The organism is Pseudomonas sp. L-22-4S-12 (assembly GCF_009799935.1).
In the GTDB taxonomy this organism is placed as follows: domain Bacteria; phylum Pseudomonadota; class Gammaproteobacteria; order Pseudomonadales; family Pseudomonadaceae; genus Aquipseudomonas.
The window spans coordinates 26,216-52,157 of record NZ_WELL01000005.1; the positions used below are offsets into that span (position 1 = coordinate 26,216).

Genomic DNA, 25,942 nt, shown 5'->3' on the forward strand with positions numbered 1-25,942 from the left:
TCAGGCATTGTTCCGGATCGGCATGACCGGCACAGGGGTTCTGGCTGACGCCGTGGTGGCATTGCCTCAGTCGTTGCAGTCCGTGATCCAGCGACAGACGTCCGCCGTCCTGCCCGATCAACAGCAGCAAAGCCACCGCCCAGGTACCGTGAGTCGCCCAGGCATCGGGGTAGACCAGCAACTGAATCACCAGCGTCATGCCCAGCAGGCCGGCAGCCGCCAGACGGGTGCCCAGCCCGAGCAGCAACAGGATCGGCAACAGATGTTCGGCAAAGGCAGCGAGCCCGGCGGCCAGCGCCGGATCGATCAGCGGCAGGCGGTATTCCTCCTGAAACAGATAGAGCGTCGACTCCCTGAGCTGCCAGCCATCGACCTTGGTCCGACCGGATTGCCAGAACACCGCCCCTGGGGTAATGCGGGCCAGCAGCAACAGGGCATCACGGCCCAGCGCCTGCCAGCGTGCGGATACGGTTTGGACAGTCATGTCATCTCTCCGGAAAGCCCCTGTCGGCGGCATTCGCCAACAGGGGCAGCAGGGTTACAGGCTGCTCGGGGCCTTGTCCTTGATGGACGGCCAGTTGGCGTCGGCCTTGGCGATGTTGCCCGGCACGTCCTCGGACCACTTCTTGAACACGTCCGCATTGACGTTCAGGTACAGCTTGCCGTCGACCACCTTGTACTGGCTCGGGTCGACGTCGAGCTTCTTGCCCAGCGCCGCGCCCATGGCACAGAAACCGCCGTACTGCGGCACGTAGTGCGCGGCGTCGCTCTGGAAGGTCTTCATGTTCTCGGCCGAAGCGAAGTAGTAGGTGGCACCTTCATGCTTCACGGCGAAACGCTTGTCGCCCATGGCCGGCTTACCCTGGAAATAGGACACGCTGTCGTAACCCTTGAGGATCACCTGGCCGGCTTCGACGTTGATCGAGGCGGTGGAGGCCTCGTCGTAGGCGAAGCTGCTGGTGGCGGTCAACAGCGCAGCTCCGCCAGCGGCCAGCGCAACAGACAGGGAGGTGGCAATAAATGAGTTCTTCAGGTTCATCGTGGTCTTCCTTACTGGATCAGTTGAACAGTGGGTGAACGTCAGAACCCGTTGAGTCCGACGTGAGCGCACTGTAAAAACCCACAGAAAGAACAAGAACAACCCAAGTTGACAAAGCTCTATTGCAGAATCTGCAATTAACCGCGCAGACTGTGTCCTCACTTCAGGAGGCCGACATGGATCGTTTTCAGGAAATGCAGGTGTTTCTGGCGGTTGCCGAGGAACAGGGGTTTGCTGCGGCGGCCCGCCGCCTGAACATGTCGCCGCCCAGCGTGACCCGTGCCGTGGCCGCACTGGAAGAACGCATCGGCACCCTGCTACTGAACCGCACCACCCGCAGCGTGTACATCACCGAGGCCGGCCAGCGCTATGCCGAGGACTGCCGACGCATACTCGCCGAACTGGAAGAGGCCGAAGAATCCGCCGCCGGCAGCCATGCCATGCCCCGGGGCCAACTGACGCTCACGGCGCCCGTGTTGTTTGGCGAACTCTTTGTCACCCCGTTGATGGTCGACTTCCTGGAACAGCATCCGGCCGTGCAGATCCGCGCGCTGCTGGTAGACCGGGTGGTAAGCATGGTCGATGAAGGCATCGATGTGGCCGTGCGCATCGGCAACCTGCCGGACAGCGGGCTGAACGCCGTGCGCGTAGGTGAAGTGCGCCGCGTAATCTGCGCCTCTCCGGCGTTTCTCGATGAACATGGCCGGCCGACTCATCCTGAACAATTGCAGCAGTTGCAGGTGGTAGCCTCGGCCAGCAGCCCGCTGCTCAGCGATTGGCAGTTCGAGGACAACGGCAGCCCGCTCAGCGTGCGCCTGCAACCAAGGCTGGTGGTCACCGCCAACCAGGCGGCCATCAATGCCGCCGCATTGGGCTGGGGCCTGACCCGGGTACTCAGCTACCAAGTGGCGTCCAAAGTGGCCAGTGGTGAGCTGGAAATCGTTCTGCAGGACTTCGAGCAGCCACCGTTGCCCGTGCACGTGGTCTACCAAGGCGGGCGCAAGGTGGCGGCCAAGGTGCGCGCCTTCGTCGACTTCTGCGAGCAGCGCCTGAGCCAGGACCCGGCGCTCAATCCACACAGGCAGCACTGAGCCATGGACCGCCAGCAGCAGATGCAGGTGTTCCTCGCGGTCAGCCAGACCCTGAGCCTGGCCGCCGCCGCACGCCAGCTGGAACTCTCCGCGCCGACCGTGACCCGCGCCATCGACGCGCTGGAAGCGCGGCTGAATCTGACGCTGCTGCAACGCAGCACCCGCGGCGTGCTGCTCACCGAAGCGGGTGAGCGCTTTGCCGCCGACTGCCAGCGCATTCTCGCCGAGGTCCTGGAGGCCGAAGCCTCGGCCAGCGGCCTGCACAGTCAGCCGCGCGGGCATCTGACGGTCAGCGTGCCCCTGCTGTTCGGTCAGGAACTGATGCCGGCCATCCTCCTCGATTACCTGCAGCAGTATCCCGAGGTGCAGCTGTATGTGCGCTATCTGGACCGCCAGCCGAACCTGCACGAGGAAGGCGTGGATGTGGCGATCCTCGCCGGCGCCCTGCCCGACTCCTCACTGTTTGCCCTCAAGGCCGGGCAGATCCGCCGCGTGGTTTGTGCCAGCCCGGCCTACCTCAGCCGACGTGGCACCCCACAACACCCCAATGAACTGGGGGATCATCAGATTATCCATTCCAGCGCCGATGCACGGCTGACCGAGTGGCGCTTTCAGGTCGACGGCTCGCAGCGGCATTACCCGCTGCGCCCCCGTTTGAGCTGCACCACCAATCAGGCGGCGATTCGCGCGGCCTGCGCCGACGGCGGGCTGACCCGCTGCATGAGCTATCAGGTGCATGAACGCCTGCAACGCGGCGAGCTGGTCGAGGTGCTGCAGGGGTTCGGTTTGCCTGAGCTGCCCGTACACGTGGTCTACCGTGAAGGCCGGCGCGCCGCCGCGCGGGTGCGCAGCTTTGTCGACTTCGCGGTGGGTCGTTTGCGCGAACACCCGGCGCTGGCCTGACCAACGCGTTCATTTCATTTCGCGCAACAATGGATTGCCAGTTCTGGCGATTCTGCGATTCGGCTCTGTGACTCAGTATGGCTCCCACAGCACGGCACACCCGGTGCCGCTGTTTCACCTAGCCAACTGCGGAGTCCACCATGTCCAAGCCGATCAAACTCTTCCGTCATCCCCTCTCCGGCCACGCCCATCGCGTCGAGCTGTTCCTCTCGCTACTGAATGTGCCGACCGAACTGGTGTTCGTAGACCTGGCCAAGGGCGCGCACAAATCGGCCGAATTCCTGGCCATGAACCCCTTCGGCCAGGTACCGGTGATCGACGACAACGGTGTGGTGCTGAGTGACTCCAACGCCATCCTGGTGTACCTGGCGAAGAAGTACGACACCAGCGGCCAGTGGCTACCCAAGGACGCCCTGCTGGCGGCCCAGGTACAGCGCTGGCTGTCCGTCGCCGCCGGACAGATTGCCTCGGGCCCGGCTACCGCCCGCCTGATCACGGTGTTTGGCGCGCCTTATGACGCCGAATCGACCATCGCCCGCTCCCATGCCCTGCTCAAGGTGATCGAACAGGAGCTGACCGGCCGTCCCTTCCTCGCCGGCAACCTGCCGACTCTGGCCGATGTCGCCAGCTATACCTATATCGCCCACGCGCCGGAGGGCAATGTGTCGCTGGCCGACTACCCGCAGGTGCGTGCCTGGCTGGCCCGCATCGAAACACTGCCGGGTTTCGTGCCGATGCAGAGCAGCGCCGTCGGCCTGCAAAGCGCCTGAGTCATCCCGGCGCAGCCCAGCGCCGCGCCGGCCTTTTCATTCAGCGGAGCCCCGCCATGACCAGCCCACTGCCGCCCGATTCATCTCCCTGGCACGCCGGGGAAAAGCAGCTGCAGGAACGCGCAGGCGTGGCCGAGCGCATGGAAGCATTCGGCCGGCGGGTGATCCGCGACCATATGCCCGAGCAGCACCGCGATTTCTACCGGCAGCTGCCGTTCGTGCTGCTGGGCTCGGTCGATGTCGAAGGGCGCCCCTGGGCCAGTATCCTTGAGGGCCCGCCCGGTTTTGCCCATTCCCCGGAGCCGTGCCTGTTGCGGCTGGACAGCCCGCTCGGCGCGGGCGACCCGGCGGCGCGGGCGCTGCAAGAAGGCGCAGCTGTCGGCCTGCTGGGCATCGAGCTGCATACCCGCCGGCGCAATCGCCTGAACGGCCACGTGCTCGGGCGTGACGCGCAGGGGCTGGGCATCGCCGTGGATCAGGCGTTCGGCAACTGCCCGCAGTACATCCAGTTGCGCCAGCACCTGCTGCCCGTCAGCCAGCCACAACCGGCGGTGGAGACCGAGCGGCTGGACCATCTGGATGAGCCGGCGCAGCAGATGATTGCCGGCGCCGACACCTTCTTCGTCGCCAGCTACGCCACTCTGGAGGATGGCCAACTGGCGGTGGACGTTTCCCACCGCGGCGGTCAGGCCGGTTTCGTGCGGGTGCAGGGCAATCGCCTGAGCATCCCGGATTTCGCCGGCAACCTGCACTTCAACACCCTCGGCAACCTGCTGCTCAATCCTCGGGCCGGTCTGCTGTTCATCGACTTCGCCACGGGTGATCTGCTGCAGCTCAGCGGACGCACCGAGCTGACCCTGGAGGGTGAGGAAATCCGAGCCTTCCAGGGCGCCGAGCGGCTCTGGCACGTGGAGGTCGAGCAGGTGGTCCGCCGGCGCGGCGCGCTGGCGCTGCGCTGGGATTTCCAGAGTTACTCGCCCAACAGCCTGATGACCGGCAGCTGGGAGCAGGCCGAGGCCCGACTGCAGGCGCAGGCCCTGCGCGATCAGTGGCGGCCCCTGCGGGTGGCCCGCGTGGTCGAGGAAAGCGCCAGCATCCGCTCGTTCTATCTGCAGCCGGCCGATGCCGGCGGCTGGCCGGCGTTCTCGGCGGGGCAGCATCTGCCCCTGCGCCTGACGATTCCCGGGCAGGCACATCCGGTCATCCGCACCTACAGCCTGTCCAGCGCCCCATCCGATAACTTCCTGCGCATCAGTGTGAAGCGCGACGGGCTGGCATCCAGCTATCTGCATGAGCAGGTCGGGGTTGGCAGCCTGCTGGAGGCCAAGGCCGCGCAGGGCCAGTTCGTGCTCGACCCCGAGCAGCGCCGGCCGCTGGTGCTGCTGGCCGCAGGCGTGGGCATCACCCCGCTGCTGAGCATGCTGCGCGAGGTGGCTTACCAGAATCGAAGGCTGCGCCGCCGCCGCGGGGTCTGGCTGTTCCAGAGCTCTCGCCAGCTGGCGGAGCTGGCCTTCAGCCGCGAGTTGCATGAACTGCAACAGCACAGCGGCGACACCCTGCAATGGCTGCGGATCCTCAGCCAGCCCGAAGACGGCCTGCAGGAGAGCCTGGATTTTGACCTGCACGGGCGTATCGATGTGGCGCTGCTCAAGGCCGTGCTGCCCTTCGACGACTATGACTTCGTGCTGTGCGGGCCGGCCGGTTTCACCCAGGCGCTGTACGACGGTCTGCGCGAACTGAACATCAGCGACAGCCGCCTGCATGCCGAGACTTTCGGCCCCTCCAGCCTCAAGCGGCGTCCCGATCAGGCCGGTCCGACACAGGACTGGCCACCGGCGGCCAGCACGCCGGTGCCCGTGCTGTTCGAGCACTCGGCCAAGGAAGCGCGCTGGCTACCCGGCAGCGGCAGCCTGCTGGAACTGGCCGAGAGCCGCGGCCTGACTCCGGAGTTCAGCTGCCGGGGCGGCACCTGCGGCACCTGCCGCACACGCATCGTCAGCGGTCAGGTGACCTACCCGCAACCGCCGGCCAACCTGCCGGCCGAGGGTGAGGCACTGATCTGCTGCGCCGTGCCCGCCGTCGGCAAGGACGGAACGCAGCCACTGGTCCTCGACCTCTAGGAATGTCGCCCATGAAGATTATCCGTAGTAAGGACTTCACCGCCGAGCGTGCCTGGGGCGCGCTCGATATCGCCAGCATGAACGGCATCACCACCCGCCTGCACTGGACCGACCAGCCCTACCACTGGCACATCAACGACGGCGAGGAAGTCTTTGTCGTGCTCGATGGCCAGGTGCGCATGCACTACCGCCAGGATGGGCAGAAACTTGAGTGCCTGCTCGACTGTGGCGACATCTTCTATGCCAGTCGCGGCACCGAGCACGTGGCCCACCCGGTCGGGGTGGCGCGGGTGCTGGTCATCGAAACCGCCGGCAGCATCTGAACCTCTCGCATAAGGAGCCTCCCCAATGCACCCCGAAGCACGTCCGCCCTTCCCGCCCTTTACCCGTGAAACCGCCGCGCAGAAAGTGCGCATGGCCGAGGATGGCTGGAACAGCCGCGCCCCCGAGCGGGTGGCGCTGGCCTATACCGCCGACAGCCAGTGGCGCAACCGCAGCGAGTTCCCGCGCGGCCGCGAGCAGATCCGCGACTTCCTTACCCGCAAATGGCAGCGTGAACAGCAGTACCGCCTGATCAAGGAACTCTGGGCCCATGACGGCAACCGCATCGCCGTGCGCTTTGCCTACGAATGGCATGACGAACATGGTCAGTGGTACCGCTCCTACGGCAACGAGAACTGGGAGTTCGACGAACACGGCCTGATGCAGGTGCGCCATGCCAGCATCAATGACCTGCCGATCCGCGAGAACCAGCGGCTGTTCCACTGGCCCCAGGGGCGCCGCCCAGACGAGCATCCCGGCCTGAGCCAGCTCGGTCTCTGAATGCCTCTCAGCGCAGCGGCTGCCGCTGTCAAAAGCCCTCTTCGGAGGGCTTTTTCATACCCGATCTATTTCTTTTAATGAAATTAAGCAGTGCTGATCATGGTTATTCTTGCTGAATCAGCATTTTGAGAAGCTATCTCCGTCGGCTGAACAGCCCCTCACATCGCCTTACGGAGAACTGCACCATGAACAAATTCCTGCTTGCCCTGGCCCTGATCGCCCCCCTGGCCAATGCCGCCGAGATCGTCGGCACCACGGAAGACAACCGCGCCGGAGAAGTATTCGGCAGTGGCGTGGGCGTCCTGCTCGGCGGCGCCGCAGGCGGCCCGGTCGGCGCTCTGGTCGGTGCCGGCATCGGCTACTGGGGCGGCCAGAAGACCCAGCAGGGCCTGGGCCAGACCGGCACGGCCTATCTGCTCAAGGACGATCAGGGTCAGATCCGCGAAGTGCGCCGCAACCGTCTGCCCACCCAACTGCGCGCAGAGGTCGCACAGCTCGACTCGCGGCACTAAGAACATGTCCACTCTTGTGAGCCGATGCTCTCTGCTCCACTGGCTCAAAGCCCCCCCCAAATGGGTAACGCTGTTCACTTAAGCGGAACAGCATCGCGATCCACCGGATAGCGGGTTGGGGAGATCTTCACCGTCCTGGGTAGAGAAGGCCTTGGGCGGTGATCCAGAAACAGTCCTCCCAGCCCCACCCTCAATGCAGACAGACGCCTGCCCGTTGCCGAGAGCGGATTGGCGGCAGCCATCACGATCAGTTGCACGGCGATGTACTGGCATGCCGGTTTGAAGATGGCGAGCGGCCGAATGCCGCTGCTGCCAGGCCGGCCTCGCGACGGATGACTTTATAGGCCAGCAGCAAGCCCCAGACTTCCTGGTAGATCAGCTCGACACGCTTGCTGCGCAGGGTGACGTGGTTGTGCTGCATCGAGCTTTTGATGTTCCGGAATCCCAGCTCGATTTCCCTGCGCGCCTGGCACAGCTCGGCGACGGCCTTGGGACTGTAGGTCTGCGCGGGAAGCGAGGCCCCATGCCTGAGCCATGCCCGCAGGGTAGATGTCCGCAGGGCGTGTGAGGTGTTACGGTATTTTGTATAAGTATATGCGAATTATTATCATCGCCACACATGGGCTTGACGATGTTCCACCCGGGCAGAGAGATGGCGATATTTAGGTCAGCAGGGATGAGAGGCAGCAGCCAGAAAGGGGGCTAGCCAGAAGCGGGGGGAGTAGTGAAAATGAGTAGTGAAATCAGACAATAAAAAGCCCCGTAACTCATTGAATTACAGGGCTTTTCTTTATATGGCGGGAAGATAGGGATTCGAACCCCGAACAGAATAAACACACACCGCTGCAGACCGCTATATACCTGGAATCCTTCAGTGCTCGGTGGTTCCAAAAGGGCTATAGCGGCCTCTGTTTTGCCCTAAATTTGCCCTAACCTACTCAGTCACATTGGTGTCGCAGCGATCGATTGAATCCACAGTCGAAAGTAGATACTGCCCAGTCCGACCGGCTTCCTTGCCCGATGCGCGCCGATCGGTGGGCAGAGGTAAGAGTGTAGCCCGATCAAACGCCCCCTCGTTTGCGACGGGAAGCCGCACACCGCGCTCCACCTGTCGGGCGTAAGCTGGCCACAGCAAGTCACCGACTACCCACCGCATCTGACTGCCCATCTATCTCCTGTAGTTGATGAATCACGCCACAGACCGGACAATCCTGTACAAGAATACAGTGATCGCCACCATGCCCTCCTCGTTACCTCCCGAGTTGTACTACCTCAGCAACTTCTGCACTGCGCTCGCCTGGGTGGGCGAGCGCTATGCCGATGTGCTGAACGCTGAGGAAAAGGCATTTATCGATACTTTCGGCACCCTGCACCGCCCCTCACAGGCGCTGCTGGTGCGGATGATCATGCGCCGTGGCCTCCACTTTCGCCTGCGCAAACTCAGCTACCCCGAGATTGGTGATTGCACGGCCGCAGCACGCCCCTTGATTGAGCTCAGCTGGGTCACCGAGCAGGCGCTACTGATGCCCGAAGAGATTGCCGAACTACTGCGCAAGGATGAGTTGCTGAACCATTTACCTCTGCCGGATTGCCGTGCCTCGCAGAAAAAATCCGAGCTGATTGATCAGTTGCTGACGCAAGGCTTGCCGGCCCAACCTTTTGCCCACTGGTGCCCCGGGCTGGATGATCGCCTGCTAAGCCTACGAGTGGGCGAGCTGTGTGACCGTCTGCGCCTGATGTTCTTTGGCAACCTGGCTCAGGACTGGTCCGAGTTTGTGCTGGCGGATCTGGGCATCCATCGCTATGAGGCCGTCGAAGTTGGCCCGGAGTCACGAGGGTTTCGCTGCCGGCAGGATATCGACGACTACCTGCATCTACGTGAGCAGCGAGAGCGCTTCGAAGCCGGCGCGCCGCTTGAGGAAATCCTGCCATCTCTATGGGGCTTTCATTCTGACAATTCCTACCTGTACTCTCGGCGAGCCAGGTTGTTGTTCCAGATTGCTCAGCACCTTGAGAAACAAGGGGAACTGGAACAGTCACTGGATCTATACCAAGCAACCGAGCACGGCGAGGCACGCTGGCGCCAGATCCGGGTACTGGAGCAGCTCGAACGTTTTAATGAAGCTCTGGAACAGGTTCAGCACTTCAGCGCAGCGCCACACAGTGATGAGGAGACCCAGCGCCTTGAGCGCGCCCTGCATCGGCTACAGCGCAAGCTTGGCGAGCCATTGGCGAAGAAGCCGAGCCGGCCGGCCGAACACCGGATCGAACTGATGTTGCCGGTGCCCGATCAGGGCAGTGTGGAACTCGCGGTACGCGATCATCTGCACAAAGAAACAGCTCCCGTGCATTACGTCGAGAACACCCTGCTCTGCAGCCTGTTCGGCCTGCTGTGCTGGGACGCGATCTTCGCGCCCTTGCCCGGCGCCTTTTTCCACCCGTTCCACAGCGGCCCGGTCGACCTGTATAGCGCGGACTTCCATACGCGCCGGCAGGAATTGTTTGACCGTTGCCTGGAGCGCCTGGACCGCGATGATTACTGCGACCTGATTCGTCAGCGCTACCAGGAAAAATTCGGGACTCAGTCGCCGTTTGTGTTCTGGCACATCCTCGATGAGCGCTTGCTCGAGCAGGCGCTGCACTGCATTCCCGCCCGACATCTGCATGCCTGTTTCGAGCGCATGCTGCGCGACCTCAAGGCCAACCGTGCCGGCATTCCCGACCTGATCCAGTTCTTCCCGGCCGAACGGCGCTACCGGATGATCGAGGTGAAAGGCCCTGGTGACCGCCTGCAGGACAACCAGAAGCGCTGGCTGGCGTTTGCCGCCGAGCAGGGCATTCCGGTCGAGGTCTGTTACGTGAGCTGGGACGCGGCATGAGCTACGCAGTGGCGGTGCGCGCCCTCTGCGAGTTCACCGCCAAGGAGGGTGATCTCGACCTGCGCTTCACGCCCTCACCCACTGCTCAGGAAGGCATCTCTGGCCACCAAACCGTGGTTGGCCGCCGCGGCGGCGATTATCTCGCCGAGCTGCCACTCAGCGGCAGCTACCCCGGGCTGTTCGTCAGTGGCCGCGCAGATGGCTATGACCCAGAGCGCAATCGTCTCGAGGAAATCAAAACCCACCGCGGCGACATCAGCCGCATCCCAGCCAACCACCGGGCTCTGCACTGGGCGCAGGTGAAGGTCTATGGCTGGCTACTGTGCCAACAATTGGATCTGCAGGAGGTGGAGCTGGCCGTCGTTTACTTCAACGTGCTCACCCACACCGAGAATGCCTTCATCGAAGTGATGAGTGCCGCCGATCTACAGCAGTTTTTCGAGCAGCAGTGTCAGCGCTTTCTGAACTGGGCAGAGCAGGAAGAAGCCCACCGCGAACGACGCGATGCCTACCTGGATACGCTGCGCTTTCCCTACCCCGATTTTCGCCGTGGGCAACGGCAGTTGGCCGAGGCTGTGTACCGTAGCGCCCGTGATGGCCATACCCTTATGGCTCAGGCCACCACCGGTATCGGCAAGACGCTGGGCACCCTCTTCCCTCAGCTCAAGGCCATGCCAGGCCAGCAACTGGATCGGCTGTTCTTTCTCACGGCCAAGACGCCCGGTCGGCGTCTGGCGCTGGACGCCCTGCACAACCTGCGCGAAGGCAACGACACTACACCGCTGCGGGTGCTGGAGCACGTAGCCCGCGACAAGGCCTGCGAGCACCCCGACAAGAGCTGCCATGGCGAATCCTGTCCGCTGGCCAAGGGTTTCTACAACCGCCTGCCAGAAGCCCGTGAGGCCGCGCTGCGGCAGAGCTGGCTGACCCAGGAACAGGTGCGCGCCATTGCCCTCGCCCATCAGGTCTGCCCGTACTACCTGAGCCAGGAGCTGTGTCGCTGGGTCGATGTGGTGGTCTGCGATTACAACTACTACTTCGACATGGGTGCCCTGCTCTACGGCCTCGCCCAGGTCAACGAATGGCGCGTAGCCGTGCTGGTCGACGAAGCCCACAACCTGGTCGAACGCGCGCGAGGCATGTACACCGCCGAACTCGATCAAGAAGAATTTCATGAGCTGTGCCGCATTGCCCCCTCAGGCCTGCGCAGCGTGCTGCAGCGCGTCAGCCGGCATTGGGAGCAGCTCAATCAGGTACAGCAGGTGGACTATCAGATCCACCCCGTCGTGCCGGACCTGCTCGTGGCGGCGCTGCAGCGCGCCGTCAGCGCCATCACCGATCACCTGACCGACCACCCCAGCGGCCAGGATCGTCTGCTGCTGCAGTTCTATCTGGATGCCATGCTGTTCTGTCGCCTGAGCGAGGCCTCTGGGCCGCACTCGCTGTTCGATGTCACCCGCCAGGACACCCAGGCTATTGGTGATCACACCACGCTTTGCCTGCGCAATATCGTGCCGGCCCCCTTTCTCGCCAGCCGCTTCAGCGACACCCACACCACCACCCTGTTCTCCGCGACGCTGCGCCCAGCCCGGTACTACCAAGATCTACTGGGGCTGCCCGAGGAAACCCAGTGGATCGATGTGGAGTCCCCCTTCTCGGCCGATCAGTTGGCTGTGCGCGTGGTACGCAACCTGTCGACCCGCTACCAGCACCGCGAGTCCAGCCTCGCGCCGATCTGCCGGTTGATGGCCGAGCAGTACCGAAGCGCTCCGGGCAATTATCTGGCCTTCTTCAGCAGCTATGCCTACTTGCAGCAGGTACGTGAGCTGTTCATGACGCTGTATCCGGAGATTCCGAGCAGTGTGCAGACGCGCAGCATGAAAGAAGGGGAGCGCCAGGCCTTTCTCGACAGCTTCACGATCCACTCCGAAGGCATCGGCTTTGCCGTGCTCGGTGGTGCATTCGGTGAGGGTATCGACCTACCCGGCAAGCGCCTGATCGGTGCGTTCATTGCCACCCTCGGCCTACCGCAGATCAATGCGATCAACGAAGAAGTCAAAGCACACATGCAGCAGATGTTTGGTGAAGAAAATGGCTACGACTACGCCTATCTCTATCCTGGCATGCAGAAGGTGGTGCAGGCGGCCGGTCGAGTGATTCGCACCACCGCCGATCACGGTGTGGTGTACCTGCTAGATGACCGCTTCAGCCAGAGCAAGGTCAAAGACCTGCTGCCGGGCTGGTGGAAGGTAGATCCCTACCGGCTATGACTGCTTGGCGACAAATGTCGCCGCCAGCAGTTCGAACGCTACAGCCGCAACAAAACTCGCTTCTTGGCGGGAGGTAAGACATCGGTTCATCGGCGAAGGATGAACCTTCGCTTGTAGTGGTGAACGCGGAGCTTTGCGACCCAGGAAGCTTCGTTGCGATGCCCAGCACCGCCTACCGAGTTGCACGCGCGGCAGCAGCTGACGTCACCGCAGCAGTTTGAATTTTCTCAGTTTCAGCTCATGACGTATTTGCTGGCCATGTCCTACTGATGCTGCTAGAGCGCTACTCGGCCAGAACAGTGCTGATGGTCGCAGCGAGATCGTCGAGGTCACTGATAGCGCGATCGAGGTAAAAGTTAGCACCTCCGCTGAGGTGACCATTGCCCTGGAGCAGCTGGCTCCTGACAAAGCGGTAGGTGTTATCTATCTTGCCCAGCGCCACGGCATGCTGCGGATAGTTGGCCTGCAGCTGCTTGAAGCGTTGGTTGACCTCGGCATCGAAATGACGGACCTGCTCGCTGCTGAGCGCGAAGGGTTGCGGATCGGGCAATGGATAGCCACGCAATTGGTAGTCCAACAACAACGACGCCAGTGCCCTGCTCTGCGCACCGAGTTCCTCTGCCAAGGGATCGCTGGCGGAGCTCGTGACAGTAGCAAGAGCCGTCTGCTGCAGCGCATCACTCGACTCCAGCAACTGACGGACCAGCGGCGGGAACTGCGCCGACTCTTTCCGAGGCAGCCCTTCAAGGGTTTCGAATACAGTCCTCATGCTCTGCAGCGGGCGGTGCAACGATTCCGAGCCGCCCAACTGGACTACCAGTGTGTCGAGTGCCATGAGGTTGTGGTACACCGACGTCAGACCGCGAGTGTCAGGCTCACGCTCGCGCGGATCGAAATAGGCCATGGCACTGGCGCAGAGCAGCTTGCTGCGACTGTCAATTTCGTTCAGGCGTTGCGCATCGAGCGCGTTGCCACTGGCCAGTAGGGGATGCAGCAGGCAGAACAGTAGCAGTGTCTTACGCATCGGCCGAGATCCTTCTTGTTCTTGTGGCAGATCGACTACGAGACAAACCTTGAGCCGGTAGAAACCAGCCCAGAGCGCATAGGAAATACTGGACGCCGCAATGTGCACACCCTCCTTTTATGGGGGGCGTTTCTGGTCGCAACATAAAGCAAGCACCGCTCGGCAAGCTCTTATCCACTGCGTCATCGCGACTGAACTGTCCCTCACGGTTAGCAGCGCGCGACAGGCGAGATCGGTCCTGAGGCTGTTCGACCTGATCGCCGGCGATCGAACCCAGATGCCGGGGCGACCTGCCTTCAAATCCGGCGCTACAGGCCGGAATAGCGGTCCATCAGCTCGCCCATGCGCGTCAGGTACTCGCGGCGGCCAAAATGGAGGATGTGGTTGCCCGGGAACCAGTGCAACTCACTGCCCACCCAGTGCTGCTGGAGCAGGCGCAGGTGACGTGGCATGGTGACCCGGTCTCCGGCGCCGCCAATGATCAGCACGCGTCGGCCGTCTAGGTGCGGGGCATAGGTCAGCGGGTTATGCACGGCGAGCAGCCCGCGCATTTCGGCCACGCCAATGCCCTGCCGGCGCATCAGCCGGGAGAGCAGCAGGCCCGTAGGCTGCCATTCGAGAAACGCATCGACCGGGCTGACCGCCGGCACAATGGGAACGCAGTAGTCCAGGCGCTCGTCGACGGCAGCCAGCAGCGCTGCGGTGTAGCCGCCGAGGGAAATACCCGCCACCCCGATATGCTCGACACCCCGCCCCTGCAGGTAGTCGATGAAAACCTGCAGGTCGTGGATCGCATGTAGCGGCGCCTCATTGAAGGCCACCAGGCCACGGCCGAACACCCCCTGGCCGCTGAACCAGGAACCGCGCTCGGCGCGCCGGCCATGATGCGGATAGGTGAATAGCAGGATGTCATAGCCCTTTCGATAGAGGCCGGCCAGCGACAGCGCATGGGCATTCATACAGTGCGAGTCGGCGGCGAAACCGTGGATGACGATCAGCGTCGGCCGTGGCCGGTCGCCATGACACCAGTGCTGGGCATGAGCGAAAGTATTGCGCTGCATGGCCTCGAACTGCGGGAGAGCGAACGGGTTCAGCGGCTTGAACGGACTGGCGAAGCGCAACTGAAGGCGCCGGATGTCCTTCCCGGGCAACACGCGCTCCGAGATGTCGATGCCCTTCGGCGGTGGCAGGAATACCCGCGAAGCGTCCCCGGCGCGCGCCAGGGGTTCGTAGAAACGCAGCGCCTCGAATTCGCGCTGCAGACTGCCGGGCCCGAGCAGCGATGACAGCGCGGCCGACGCCACAGTAGCCGACAGGGGGGTACGCATCACTCGCTCGACGGCTGCGGCCCCATGGATCCTCAAGCGGTGCCGAGCATCCAGTTCGGTGCCATCGGCCTGCCGGCAGAAATCCTCCGGCAAACGCTCCCACCAGAAAGCACGCGAGTCGCTCGCACCGTCGACGCATTCTCCCTCATTCCACACGAAGAGTCCTCCTGAGAAAAATCCAGCTTGCCCATCCTGCCGACCCACACAGGAGACTCGCGATGTTCATCACAGTAGGGACTGGCCACCACGCACTCCCCCCCCTTTTGAAGGGGGACTAGCAGAGGCAGATCGACGAGGCTGCCTCAATGAGCTCCAAGTTAACCAGCTCGCCAGATCGAGTGATTCAGCCAGTCATCCAACCTCAACCATAACCTTGCGAGGGACTCAAAGATGAGCAAACTCAGCGGGCAAGACGCCATGTTCCTGACATTTGATCGTCCGCATGCGGGATCACATGGCACCATGATCTACATCTACGATCAGTCCACGGTTGATGGGCAACGCCTCGGCTTCCGCGAGATCGTCCGCCATATCTCGGAGCGCCTCGATGTGTCGCCGGTGTTCCGGCGCAAGATTGTCCAGGTGCCCTTCAGCCTCGGCTATCCGTACTGGGTCGAGGACGACCTGTTCGACATCGACTTCCACGTGCGCCATTTCGCACTGCCCAAACCGGGCGACTGGCGCCAGTTCTGCATCCTCGTGTCGCGCATCCATGCCCGCTCGGTGGACCTTTCCCGGGCGCCCTGGGAGATGTACGTCATCGAGGGGCTCGACAACATCGAGGGCATCCCCAAGGGCAGCTTCGCCATCCTTACCAAGTTGCACCACGCGGCGATGGATGGCACCGCCGCGGGCGAGCTGACCTGGGCCCTGCACGACCTTGCCGGTGCACAGGGCAAACCCGTAGCGGTGGTCAACAACCATCCGCCAGCCAGCTCGCAGCGGCACCGATGGGGCGTGCTGGACGCAGTCAGCCGCATGTTCACCGATAACATCTCGGCTTCGGTGCGCATGGCCCGGCCGCTGGCCCGCGTGCTGCCTAAGCTCGCGGTGACCAGCCTGCGCAGCATCGCCCGCTCGGTGCTGACCGCCGAGGGCGGTGCGCCGCGCACACGTTTCAACAGCGATGTGTCGGCCAGCCGGGTGTGGGATTCGGTCACCCTCGATCTCGACGTGGTGAAACAGATCAAGAACCTGGTGCCGGGGGCGACAGTCAACGATGCGGTCCTCGCCCTGATCGGCGGGGCGATGCGTCGCTATTTGCAGGCCCACGACGAACTGCCGGTCAAGTCGCTGGTGACCCTGGCGCCTGTCAATACACGCCAGGGCGATGAAGCCAGCGCCAGCGGCAACACCATATCGATCGTCACCTTTCCCCTGTGCACCGATATCGAAGAGCCCATCGCTCGCCTGGAGGCGGTGCACACGGCGACCGCGGAATCCAAGGCGATGCAGAATGCGATCGGCGCCCGGGACCTGACCAATCTGCAGAAGTTTGCGCCGCCGGCCACCCTGGGCCTCGCCGGTCGCCTGGCTACGGCCATGGGCGTAGGCGGTAAAGGACCAGTGGTGTTGCACAACTGCCTGGTGACCAACGTTCCGGGACCCAGCGTGCCGCTCTACATGCTCGGCGCCAAGCTGGTGTACTGGTGCGGCGTCGCCCCCATCAGCGACGGACTTTCGCTGATCTGGAACCCCACCAGCTATTGCGGAAAGATGTTCATCTCGCTGACCAGTTCGCCAAACGTGGTGCCCGACCCGGATTTCCTCGCGCAGTGCCTGAAGGACTCCTACGAGGAGATGAAGGCGGTGGCGACCGGGACCGAGACACGCAAGGCCGCAAAAGGCGGGCGAGCGGCCGAAAAATCGACCGCACACAAGGCCAGCGGCAAGCTGGAACCCTAGCCCCTGCCACTTACCCCCTCTCCCGCCCAGGGAGAGGGGTTGCCCTACCTAGCCACCGGAGCCGGCCCGCCCGTCCCTGCCGTCTCTCCCACTCATGAACTCACCTTGCCCAGCCTTGCCGGCGAGGGAAATCCACCGCTGGGTGAGGCCGGTGCCGAGTCCCACCGACAAATTCGGAAGACGCCGCGCCCAGACCCAGAAATGTGAATTTTCCACTTAAATATCAGCCAATTAGATAATCACCCAATCCGGAAAGGTGATTAGCCTGGCGCCCCTATACTCGACCCTGTGACCAGGTAGCACGCACTTCCAGCCGAGACGCGCTCCCACCGTTTCCCCATCTCAAGAACAACAAACGGGCCACCCGCAGGAGCGGCACATGAGCGACACCCTTGAGCAGTACCCGACCACCGCCACCGCGCCACTCACACTGAAGAGCATCTACGCCAAGGTGCTATGGCGGCTGATGCCCTTTTTGCTGCTGGCTTTCATCGTCAACGCCATCGACCGGGTCAACCTATCCTTCGCCAAGCTGCGCATGGCCGAGGATATCGCGCTCAGTGACGCCGCCTACGGTATCGGCGCAGGGATCTTCTACCTCGGCTATATCCTCTTCGAGATCCCCAGCAACCTCTACATGCAACGGGTTGGCGCGCGCCTCACCCTGACTCGCATCATGCTGCTGTGGGGCATGATCACCGTAGCGACCGCCTTCGTCACCACGGCCAACCAGCTGATCGCAGTGCGCTTTCTGCTTGGCGTGGCAGAAGCCGGATTCTTTCCCGGGGTGATCCTGTACATGACCTACTGGCTCCCGGCGTCCCTGCGCGGACGGGTCACTGCCGCGTTCATGATGTCGGCGATGGTCGCTGGAATTATCTGCGGACCACTGTCCGGCGTGATCATGACCCATCTGGACGGCTGGCTGGGCTTCAAGGATTGGCAGGTGCTGTTCATTCTGACCGGCGCACCGACCATTCTGCTTGGCGTGTTCGGCTGGTTCTGGCTGACCGACCGTCCCGAGCAGGCCAACTGGCTGACCGACGAGGAAAAACGCCAGATCGCCCAGACCCTGTCCAGCGAGCCGCACGGCGTGCACGGCCACTTCGGTGGCGTGCTGCGCGACCCGCGTCTGTACGTCGCCGGGCTCGTGTACTTCTGCATCTACAGTGGTTCGAACACCGTGACCTACTGGATACCGACGCTGATCCGTGGCTTCGGCCTGGAAGATCTGAAACTGATCGGCATGCTCGCCGCCCTGCCATTCCTCGTCGCCCTATGCGCCATGTACCTGCTGGGGCGCAGTTCCGACCGGCACATGGAGCGCCGCTGGCACCTCGGTCTGACCATGCTGGTGGGCGCGAGTAGCTTCGCCCTGCTCGGCCTGGTGCATGGCAATGTTCCGCTGTCGATCTTTCTCATGAGCCTGGGTGCCGCCGCCGCGCTGTCGGCGATCCCGCTATTCTGGACGATCCCGCCAGCACTGCTCAGCACCGCCGGCGCGGCGGGCGGCATCGCCATCATCAGCAGCCTCGGCAACCTCGCTGGCGTTCTTAGCCAGGCCGCCGTCGGGGCGATCAAGTCGGCTACCGGCAGTCTTTATCTGGCGTTCGATGTGATGGCCGCGGTGATGGTACTCGGTGCACTGCTCCTGCTGCTCGGGATCCCGGCGCATCGCCTCAGGGACAGTCGGAGCACCGACTAAGTGAAGCGCCGCAGGCCTCGCTTCGGGCCTGCGCCTTACTCGATCAGGTCATGCTTGCGGGCCCAGGAAATCGCGTCGTAACGGCTGGAAACGCCGAGTTTCACGTAGATATTCTTCAGGTTCCATTTCACCGTTTCCAGCGAGATATTCAGCTTCAGCGCCACTAGCTTGTTTGACATGGCCTGGCCGATCAGCTGCAGGATGGCCAGCTCCCGGGGCGTCAACATCGCCGACGCGCCGGCACCGTCCGACTCCACGGCGTGCGCCACCTTGTTTTGGCAGAAGCGCGACAGCAGCATCCGCACGTAGTCACGCTGCCTGGATGACGATAATTGGTCTCCCAGCGAGGACAGCAGGCGCTGCACTGCAACCCCCTCGTCGAGGAAGGTACGCACCAACCCCAGGCGCTCCCCAGCCTCAATGGCCTGCAGTAGCCATTGCGGATCCTGCACGCAAGCCTGAGCCATCAGCAGCAAGGCGGTGACATCCCATTGCCCACGATGGTATTCACAGGTGTAGCGGCGCACGACTTCCAGTGCCTCGAACGCCTGCTGCGGCAGCTCGGTGGCCAGTAGCAATCTGGCTCGCGTAAGCGCCGCAAGGGCCGGGATTTCGGCCTGAAAGCCGCGCGCCTGTTCATAGCCAGCCGCCAGGGCATCGAGTCGTGCTGCATGCTCCTCGGCCAAAGCCCGGTCGTTCCCGAGCAGCGCGATGCGCACCTGTTCGGCCAGGCAGTGCACCAGGGCGCGGTCCAAGCCGAGGTTGCGAAAATGCCGCTCCTGGCGCTCGAGGAACGCCAGGGCAGCGGCGGCTGACTCCTGGAGCAGTACCAGACGTGCCTGGCAGATGCTGGCCAGCAACATGGTTTGCGGCATCGCCCATTGCAGCAGGCTCTCGCGGTTCGCCAGGATATCCCGCGATTCGTCGATGCGATCCTGCTCGCGGTACACCTCGGCGAGGTTCGCCGCGCCCAGGTAGGCGCTCACCGAGCGATAACCGTGCACCCCTATCGCCCGCGCCAGTTGAGCCATACCCACCCGCTCTGCATCCGCGATACGCCCTTCGAGCATGTGACAGAGCATCCGCGCGCCGCCGGCCACCAGCGACAGCTCCGTGTCGAGATCGGCCTCGGCGATCGGATTGTCGTCCAGGCAACGCAACGCCTCGGCATGCCGCCCCGCCGCTGAGTAAGCGATGGCCAGCAGCACCGGCGCACCATAGCGCGTCACTGGGTAGTCGTTGGACAATGCCTTAAAGCGCTCCAGCAGGCCTATCACCGGGTCGGTGCGATCACGTTGGATTTCGATCGCCGCCTGCACGAGAGGCACACGGAAATCCTCGTCGCTCTGCTGCGCGGCGCCGCTGCGGCGAAACTGCTCGAGCCAGACTTCCGCCTTCGCCGGCCGGGCGGTCAATGCGTATGCCAGGCAGCCGAGGAAGAACAGGCGCGGCCGGGAAAACAGCACATCCTGGGGCAGGCGATCAAGCAGACGCAACAGCGGACCGAGTTGCTCCAACCCCCAGGACGCCGGGTCCGCGCGCTCGATCACCAGGGCGGCGAACTCCAGATCACCGCCCTGGGTGGCGTGCCGAACCGCCTCAGCCAGCAGACGATGCTCGGCCAACCAATGCGCCGCGCGCCGATGCAACTCACTGACAACCGCCGGATCGCGCCGCTCGAGGCGGGTGGAAAGGAACTCACCGAACAGCGGATGAAAGCGGTACCACGGCTGCCGGTCATCGGACTCGACGCGGAAGATCAGCATGTTTTCTTCGTCGAGCCGCTTGAGCATCTCCTGTGCACTCTGGCAGCCGGTTACCGCTTCAGCCAGCGAGGCATTGAAGCGTCGGCACAGACTGATGCCTTCCATAAATCCGGCCATGTCCGCCGGCAGGTGGATCATCACGTCCTCCGCCAGGTAGGTATGCAGATCATCGGAACGCCAGACCAATTCGCGCAGGGTACCGCGCGCCTGGGGATTGCTGCGCAGCAGAATGGCGATCAACTGCAGGCTCGCCGGCCAGCCGCGGGTCAGCTCATGAATGAGGTGCAGTTCTTCCGTGCTCAGCTTCACTGCCGGCAGGTTCTGCTCGAGAAAGGCGCGGGTCTCGCCGGCTTCGAACGGCAGACCGCCGCAGTCCAGCTCCACCACCTGCCCCATCAACCGCAGCCGACTTAGGCTGAGCGGCGGACCGACGCGGGAGGCGATAACGAAATGCAGGTTGTCCGGGCAATGATCGAGCAGCTTCTGCATCAGTTGATGGGCACGAGGATCGGCCACGTGCTGGTAATCGTCGATAACAAGGTACAGTTCCTTGGTCAGGCTGCCGGCACCGTCGATGATGCTGGCAACCATGGCATCGACGAACTCCTGACGGGCAGACTCCAGCGGAATGCGGTTGTCGAGCGGTATCCCCAGTCGCTGCAGTGCACCACGCAGGTAGGCGAAGAACACTGAAAGCTGCCGGTCATCGACACTCAGCGACAACCATGCCACCTCAGCCCCCTCGCGCATCATGGCCTGGCGCCACTGCGCCAGCAGGGTAGTCTTGCCATAGCCCGGACTGCCAACCACCAGCCCAACCCGACATTGCGTCATGAGCTGGAATTCGTCGAGGAGCCTCTGACGAAGAATTGTCTGCGTGCCGATCCGCGGCGGCGAGAACTTCGTCGACACGAGCAACTTATCGATATGCATGTCCAGCCCCAGCCTCCGCCCCTCCAGTTACCCACCGGCGACACACTTCAGCCGACGCAGGGCGCCACCCGTGCGCCGCATGAGCGTGCCGATTCAAATTCAAGCATAGTTCTTTGCCAATCCGGACAGTGGCCGTGCAGCCAGCACCGGACCGCCTAAGTGCAGAATGTACGACGAGCCAACGCTGATGATGGGCCTAATTTGCGGCCCACCGAGCGGTAGCTCGATCGTCTGTCTGTGAAATGGGCATGCGGAGCCGATAGCGGCTCCGCATGGGTGACGCAGAGAAAAACTCAGCGAATACCGGTACCCGCAAGATTGTCCGGTGTCCACTTGTTGTCCGGCAGCGGGGTTTTGGACACCTTCACGCCGTATTTTCCGGGCCACAGATTGATGTAGTAGGTTCCGGCGATGAGGTCGTAATGACCCACGGGGGTATTGTTGGTCGCTGGCTGATCGTACAACGAGGTGATGTAGGTGAAGCCTGGACGCCACAGATCGCCACGGCCGTCATACTGATCGACCGCCAGGGCCGCCCAGCTGTCCTCGTCGAGGTAGTAGGTGCGCTTCGAGTAGATGTGGCGCTGACCTTCCTTCAGCGTGCCCTCGACTACCCATACCCGATGCAGCTCCCAACGAACCACGTCCGGATTGATGAACTTGGGACCGAACACCTCTTCCGGGTTCTGGGCATAGGTAAAACGATAGGTGTTATAGGGAACGTAGATTTCCTTCTTGCCAACCAGTTTCCAGTCGAAGCGGTCAATTTTGCCGCTGTACAGGTTGAGGTCATCGATGGTGGACATGCCGGAGGTCGAACCATTCGGGGTGTCGTAGGCCAGATCCGGCGCCAAGCGAACGCGACGCTGGCCAGGCAAGTACTGGTACGCACGACGAGCGCCGGTGTCGTAGTTGATCGGCTCGGCAATTTGCATCGCTTCGCCCGCACGCCGTGCCGGACCTGTGTAGTTGTTACGGGAACGGGTCAGCAGGTTTTCATCGGCAGGACGCGACGTGTCGTAGAACAGCGACTCGGTGCCGGCGATGCCCTGGCTGGACAGCACCATCTTGCCTGCGGCGTTGATGTTGAAGGCGCTGGATTTCGGCAGGATGAACGCCACGCCTTGATAGCGGGCCAAATGGTTGATCATGACCTCGTTGCCGGTCTTAGGAATCGGGAACGGGATACCCGCCCGAGCGTTCTGCATCGAATAGCCATCTGCAGACAACGAGGCGCGGGTGGCGTTCTTGACAGTGTTATCCAACACAAACTGCGGAAAGGCCACAGTACGATGCGTCTGATAGACGTCAATGCGATAACCAGGCTTGCTCTTGAGCAGCGCCTGAGAGCCGGCGGTCAGTTTGGCCGCGTACTGGTCCACGTTTTTCGCATCGACCGAAAACAGCGGCTTCTCGCTCGCAAACGGATCCGGGCGAACGCCCGAGCCTGGTTCGAAGCCAGCTGGCGCGGTGGTCAGGCCACCGGTGTACTCGGGAATCGAGCCATCCGCATTGCCCGCCTTCTCGGCTCCGACAAAGGTCAGGGTAGTGCCCAATTTCTGAGCTTCTTCCGCCGACACTGCCGCATGGAGCACGCCTGCATGCGCCGCCAGCAAGCTGGCCGCGATCAGGGTTCTTGTGAGTTTAGTCATGTCTCCACCTTTCTAGGGTCTGAAATCAAGTCATGCACGCCTGCCTCGGAGCACCAGAACGATGGTATTCGGCGACAGGCGTGAGCACCTTCATCGATTGAATGAAACACACGAGCGGGCCATCGATGCAGGCCCCTAGTCTCAATTTGAGAGTAATAAGGGAAGCGGTACGCCCGCCCCTCCCAAAGTGGAGTAATAGGGGGGGAGGGGTGGCCCAGGACGGCACATTTCAGCCTTAGGCCACCGGCCGGATAGAATGAAAAAAGGCCATGGCGCGGCGGTCCGCCCCATGGCCTCAAGAACGCAAGAACGACTGGGGACAGCCTCCCCCCCCCCCCCCGATTGCGCGCACCATCGCCTGGCTCAACCGAATACCCGCAGTATAGCCTCGGCAACGCAGGCAGGCTTCGCCACGCCCTCGATCTCGACGGTCATCTCATAGGTGATCTGCGCGCCATTGCCTGGCAGAGCTTCCCACGACTGCACCTTGAAGTGCGCGCGCAGGCGGCTGTCAACCGGCACCGGCTGGACGAAGCGCACCTTGTTCATGCCGTAGTTCACGCCCATCTTCACGTTGCGAATCTCGAAGGCATTGGTCATGAAGGTCGGCAGCAGGCTGAGGGTCAGGAAGCCATGGGCGATCGGCTTGCCGAACGGTCCCTGGGCAGCGCGCTGCGGATCGACATGAATCCATTGCTGATCGCCGGTGGCGTCGGCAAAAGTGTTGATGCGCTGCTGGTCGATGCTCACCCAGTCGCTGGTGGCAATCACTTCGCCCACCAGGGCTTGCAGTTCGGTCAGGTTCTCAAAGCTTTTCATATCGGCGTACTCGAATGGATTAGATGCGGATGAGTTTTCGCGACCACTAAACGCCGAGCTCGGCCTGCAGCGCCGCAGCGCACAGGGCCTCGTGGCTGTCGCTGCTGCCCAGCAGCAGGTCAGCGACCACGGCGCGTTTGTAGTAGTGGCCGACCAGATACTCCTCGGTCATACCGATGCCGCCATGCAGCTGGATACCCTGACCGCAGACGACCTTCGCCGCCCGGCCGATCAGCATCTTGGCGGCCGATAGGGTCTTCAGGCGCGCCGGCTCCTCGTCGTTGGCCAGCGAGGCCAGTGCTGCATGCAGCATCGAACGCGACAGCTCCAGCTCGGCAGCCATGTCTGCCATGCGGTGCTGCAACGCCTGGAAGGCACTGATCGGCACGCCAAACTGCTTGCGCACCTTGAGGTATTCGGCTGTGACCTCGATAGTCTTTTCCATCACCCCGATCAGCTCGGCGCACAGCGTAACGGTACCACTGGCCAGACCAGCGCGCAGGGCGCTGAGGCCCAGGCCGGCTTCGCCGAGCAGCGCATCCGTGCCAACCTGGACGCCAGCGAAGGTCAGCTCCTCGACCCAGCTGCCGTCATGCAGCGGCAAGACCTGGCGGGTCAGTCCGGCGCTGTCGCCGCCGACCAGCAACAGGCTGATGCCCGAAGTGCCGTCGATCCGCGCCGAGACGATAAACGCCTGCGCACCAACCGCACCCAGCACCAAGGACTTGGTGCCGTTCAGCACGAAGCCGGAGCCAGTGCGCTCGGCGCGCAGCGAGACAATGTCTGGCATGCCGCGCGATGCCGGCTCACTGTAGGCCAGGGCGATGCGATAGCTACCATCGGCCAGTTGCGGCAGCAGCGCCTCCTGCTGCGCCGGCGTGCCACCGGCGACCAGGGTCTGTGCCGCCAGCACCGCGCAGCCGAGGAACGGCTCGAGTACCAGGCCACGCCCCAGCTCCTGGCTGATGATCATGCTGTCCACCAGCGTTCCGCCAAGACCGCCGTATTCCTCGGGCAGCGCGGCCATCAACCAGCCGTTCTCGGCGAACAGGTTCCAGTTCGCTGCGCTGCCATTGCGGTCACTCTGCAACAGCGCGGTGCGCGCCTCGAAACCGTAGGCCTTGTCGACGTAGCGCCGCACGCTGTCCTGCAGCAGCTTCTGCTCCGACGTCAGTTCGAAATCCATGCCTGCTCCCCTCTCAAAATTGGAACAGCATCTTGGCGATGATGCCCCGCTGTACCTCGCTGGTACCGCCGTAGATGGTCGATGCCCGACGCAGGAACATGTCGTTGGAAATCCCGCGCGCCAGCGCCTGCAGCGGATAAGGCTGTGCGGGCGCCGCCTCATGCGGATGTGGATAGGCGATGGCGCCGTAGTCGCCGAGCGCTTCGATCTGTGCCTCGGTGATGCGCTGCTGCAGCTCGGTGGCGCGTATCTTCAGCATCGAGCCGAGCACATGCGAGGCCGGGTCGTGTTGCTGATCCAGACGAGCCACGCGCTGCACCAGCATGCCGATGGCTTGCAGCTCGGCATCCAGCCGCGCCAGCTTCAGGGCGAACTCCGGTCGAGCACCGAGCGCTTGGTCGCCGACGCGCAACGTCGTGGCGAACTGGCGCAGCTCGCGCATGTAGCGTTTGAGCTCCGGCAGGTCAGCGGTGGTGGCGTGCTCGTTGTTGAGCAGGAACTTGGTGATATTCCAGCCCTGGCCTTCGGCACCGATGAGGTTCTTCACCGGCACGCGCACGTTGTCGAAGAAGGTTTCGTTGAGGTGATGCGCATCGTCGATGCTGCGAATCGGACGCACGGTGACGCCCGGCGTTTTCATGTCCACCAGCAGGAAGCTGATACCCGCCTGCTTCTTGCCTTCCGAGCTGGTGCGCACCAGCAGGAAGATCCAATCCGCGTGATGCGCATAGCTGGTCCAGATCTTCTGGCCGTTGACCACGTAATGCTCGCCATCGCGCTCGGCGCGGGTACGCAGCGAGGCCAGGTCCGAACCGGCGCCCGGTTCGGAGAATCCCTGGCACCACATGCGCTCACCACGGAAGATGGCCGGCATGTGCTCGGCCTTCTGCTCCGGGGTGGCGAAGGCGTTCAGCACCGGGCCGAGCATCTTGTGCACGAAGGCGTCCTGGGTCGGCGTCCCTGCGGCGCTGCACTCGTCGTCGAACACCAGGATCTGCGGCACGCTCCAACCGGTACCACCATGCTCCTTGGCCCAGTAAGGCGCACCCCAGCCCTGCTCATCGAGCAGCTGCTGCCAGCGCTCGATCTGCTCGCGCGGCGAACGCGTGCAGCGCTGCAGCCCTTTCAAGTCGGCCGGCACCGACTCGAGGAACTGCCTGACCTCCTGGCGAAACGCCTCGAGGCCGGTGTCAGGTTGAAAATCCATTGCTGGCTCCC

Annotated in this window: 19 protein-coding genes and 2 pseudogenes; 11 read left to right on the plus strand and 10 right to left on the minus strand. The window is 63.1% G+C overall.

The features are described 5' to 3' along the window. Positions 1-73: 73 nt before the first annotated feature. Both F3I16_RS13240 and F3I16_RS13245 read right to left on the minus strand, forming a co-directional pair. Positions 74-484, minus strand: a pseudogene (locus F3I16_RS13240) (DoxX family protein); the annotation flags it as partial. Positions 485-538: 54 nt separating this feature from the next. Next, positions 539-1,039, minus strand: a complete 501-nt coding sequence (locus F3I16_RS13245) for a YHS domain-containing (seleno)protein (protein ID WP_160494064.1) — start codon at positions 1,037-1,039, stop codon at positions 539-541. Positions 1,040-1,215: 176 nt separating this feature from the next. Here F3I16_RS13245 and F3I16_RS13250 point away from each other — a divergent pair, with 176 nt between their 5' ends. The 7 genes from F3I16_RS13250 (at position 1,216) to F3I16_RS13280 (ending at position 7,257) form a co-directional block, all read left to right on the plus strand. Beyond that, positions 1,216-2,130: a LysR family transcriptional regulator gene (locus F3I16_RS13250; protein WP_160494065.1), complete on the plus strand. Its 915-nt coding sequence runs from the start codon at positions 1,216-1,218 to the stop codon at positions 2,128-2,130. Between the two features lie 3 nt (positions 2,131-2,133). Beyond that, entirely contained in the window at positions 2,134-3,033 is a 900-nt protein-coding gene (locus tag F3I16_RS13255; protein ID WP_160494066.1) for a LysR family transcriptional regulator, read from the plus strand. A 140-nt stretch (positions 3,034-3,173) separates the two neighbouring features. Next, positions 3,174-3,803, plus strand: a complete 630-nt coding sequence (locus F3I16_RS13260; protein WP_160494067.1) for a glutathione S-transferase family protein — start codon at positions 3,174-3,176, stop codon at positions 3,801-3,803. Positions 3,804-3,859: 56 nt separating this feature from the next. Next, complete coding sequence (locus F3I16_RS13265; RefSeq protein ID WP_160494068.1) at positions 3,860-5,923, plus strand: pyridoxamine 5'-phosphate oxidase family protein; 2,064 nt, start codon at positions 3,860-3,862, stop codon at positions 5,921-5,923. 11 nt (positions 5,924-5,934) lie between these two features. Continuing rightward, complete coding sequence (locus tag F3I16_RS13270) at positions 5,935-6,246, plus strand: cupin domain-containing protein (RefSeq protein WP_160494069.1); 312 nt, start codon at positions 5,935-5,937, stop codon at positions 6,244-6,246. A 25-nt stretch (positions 6,247-6,271) separates the two neighbouring features. After that, the gene (locus tag F3I16_RS13275; protein ID WP_160494070.1) at positions 6,272-6,745 is read left to right on the plus strand and encodes a nuclear transport factor 2 family protein; all 474 of its coding nucleotides are present in this window, start codon (positions 6,272-6,274) and stop codon (positions 6,743-6,745) included. Between the two features lie 185 nt (positions 6,746-6,930). Continuing rightward, positions 6,931-7,257, plus strand: a complete 327-nt coding sequence (locus tag F3I16_RS13280; protein WP_160494071.1) for a hypothetical protein — start codon at positions 6,931-6,933, stop codon at positions 7,255-7,257. 74 nt (positions 7,258-7,331) lie between these two features. Here F3I16_RS13280 and F3I16_RS13285 read toward each other — a convergent pair. After that, a pseudogene (locus F3I16_RS13285) lies at positions 7,332-7,774 on the minus strand (transposase); the annotation flags it as partial. Positions 7,775-8,495: 721 nt separating this feature from the next. Between F3I16_RS13285 and F3I16_RS13290 the strand changes: the two are divergent. Then, complete coding sequence (locus tag F3I16_RS13290) at positions 8,496-10,136, plus strand: VRR-NUC domain-containing protein (RefSeq protein ID WP_160494325.1); 1,641 nt, start codon at positions 8,496-8,498, stop codon at positions 10,134-10,136. Next, positions 10,133-12,406 carry an ATP-dependent DNA helicase gene (locus F3I16_RS13295; protein ID WP_160494072.1) on the plus strand — a complete coding sequence of 758 codons (2,274 nt, stop codon included), beginning with the start codon at positions 10,133-10,135 and terminating at the stop codon, positions 12,404-12,406. The genes F3I16_RS13290 and F3I16_RS13295 overlap by 4 nt, the downstream gene beginning before the upstream one ends. Before the next feature lie 283 nt (positions 12,407-12,689). Here the strand turns inward: F3I16_RS13295 and F3I16_RS13300 are convergent, their stop codons facing one another. Further along, entirely contained in the window at positions 12,690-13,430 is a 741-nt protein-coding gene (locus F3I16_RS13300) for a hypothetical protein (RefSeq protein ID WP_160494073.1), read from the minus strand. A 308-nt stretch (positions 13,431-13,738) separates the two neighbouring features. Then, positions 13,739-14,758 carry a S9 family peptidase gene (locus F3I16_RS13305; RefSeq protein ID WP_256670173.1) on the minus strand — a complete coding sequence of 340 codons (1,020 nt, stop codon included), beginning with the start codon at positions 14,756-14,758 and terminating at the stop codon, positions 13,739-13,741. A gap of 390 nt (positions 14,759-15,148) precedes the next feature. On the opposite strand from F3I16_RS13305, the gene F3I16_RS13310 reads away from it, so the two are divergent. Together F3I16_RS13310 and F3I16_RS13315 are read left to right on the plus strand one after the other, a co-directional pair. Next, entirely contained in the window at positions 15,149-16,663 is a 1,515-nt protein-coding gene (locus F3I16_RS13310) for a wax ester/triacylglycerol synthase family O-acyltransferase (protein WP_160494075.1), read from the plus strand. Between the two features lie 379 nt (positions 16,664-17,042). Next, complete coding sequence (locus F3I16_RS13315) at positions 17,043-18,368, plus strand: MFS transporter (RefSeq protein ID WP_160494076.1); 1,326 nt, start codon at positions 17,043-17,045, stop codon at positions 18,366-18,368. A gap of 35 nt (positions 18,369-18,403) precedes the next feature. Here the strand turns inward: F3I16_RS13315 and F3I16_RS13320 are convergent, their stop codons facing one another. The 5 genes from F3I16_RS13320 to F3I16_RS13340 form a co-directional block, all read right to left on the minus strand. Beyond that, positions 18,404-21,067 carry a LuxR C-terminal-related transcriptional regulator gene (locus F3I16_RS13320; RefSeq protein WP_178116669.1) on the minus strand — a complete coding sequence of 888 codons (2,664 nt, stop codon included), beginning with the start codon at positions 21,065-21,067 and terminating at the stop codon, positions 18,404-18,406. Between the two features lie 293 nt (positions 21,068-21,360). After that, on the minus strand, positions 21,361-22,719 hold the full coding sequence (locus F3I16_RS13325) for a DUF1329 domain-containing protein (protein WP_160494077.1): 1,359 nt from the start codon (positions 22,717-22,719) through the stop codon (positions 21,361-21,363). Positions 22,720-23,082: 363 nt separating this feature from the next. Next, positions 23,083-23,538: a MaoC family dehydratase gene (locus tag F3I16_RS13330; RefSeq protein WP_160494078.1), complete on the minus strand. Its 456-nt coding sequence runs from the start codon at positions 23,536-23,538 to the stop codon at positions 23,083-23,085. A 46-nt stretch (positions 23,539-23,584) separates the two neighbouring features. Beyond that, a complete protein-coding gene (locus F3I16_RS13335; RefSeq protein ID WP_160494079.1) occupies positions 23,585-24,724 on the minus strand; it encodes an acyl-CoA dehydrogenase family protein in 1,140 nt (379 codons plus the stop codon). Positions 24,725-24,737: 13 nt separating this feature from the next. Further along, entirely contained in the window at positions 24,738-25,931 is a 1,194-nt protein-coding gene (locus tag F3I16_RS13340) for an acyl-CoA dehydrogenase family protein (RefSeq protein WP_160494080.1), read from the minus strand. Positions 25,932-25,942 lie beyond the last annotated feature (11 nt).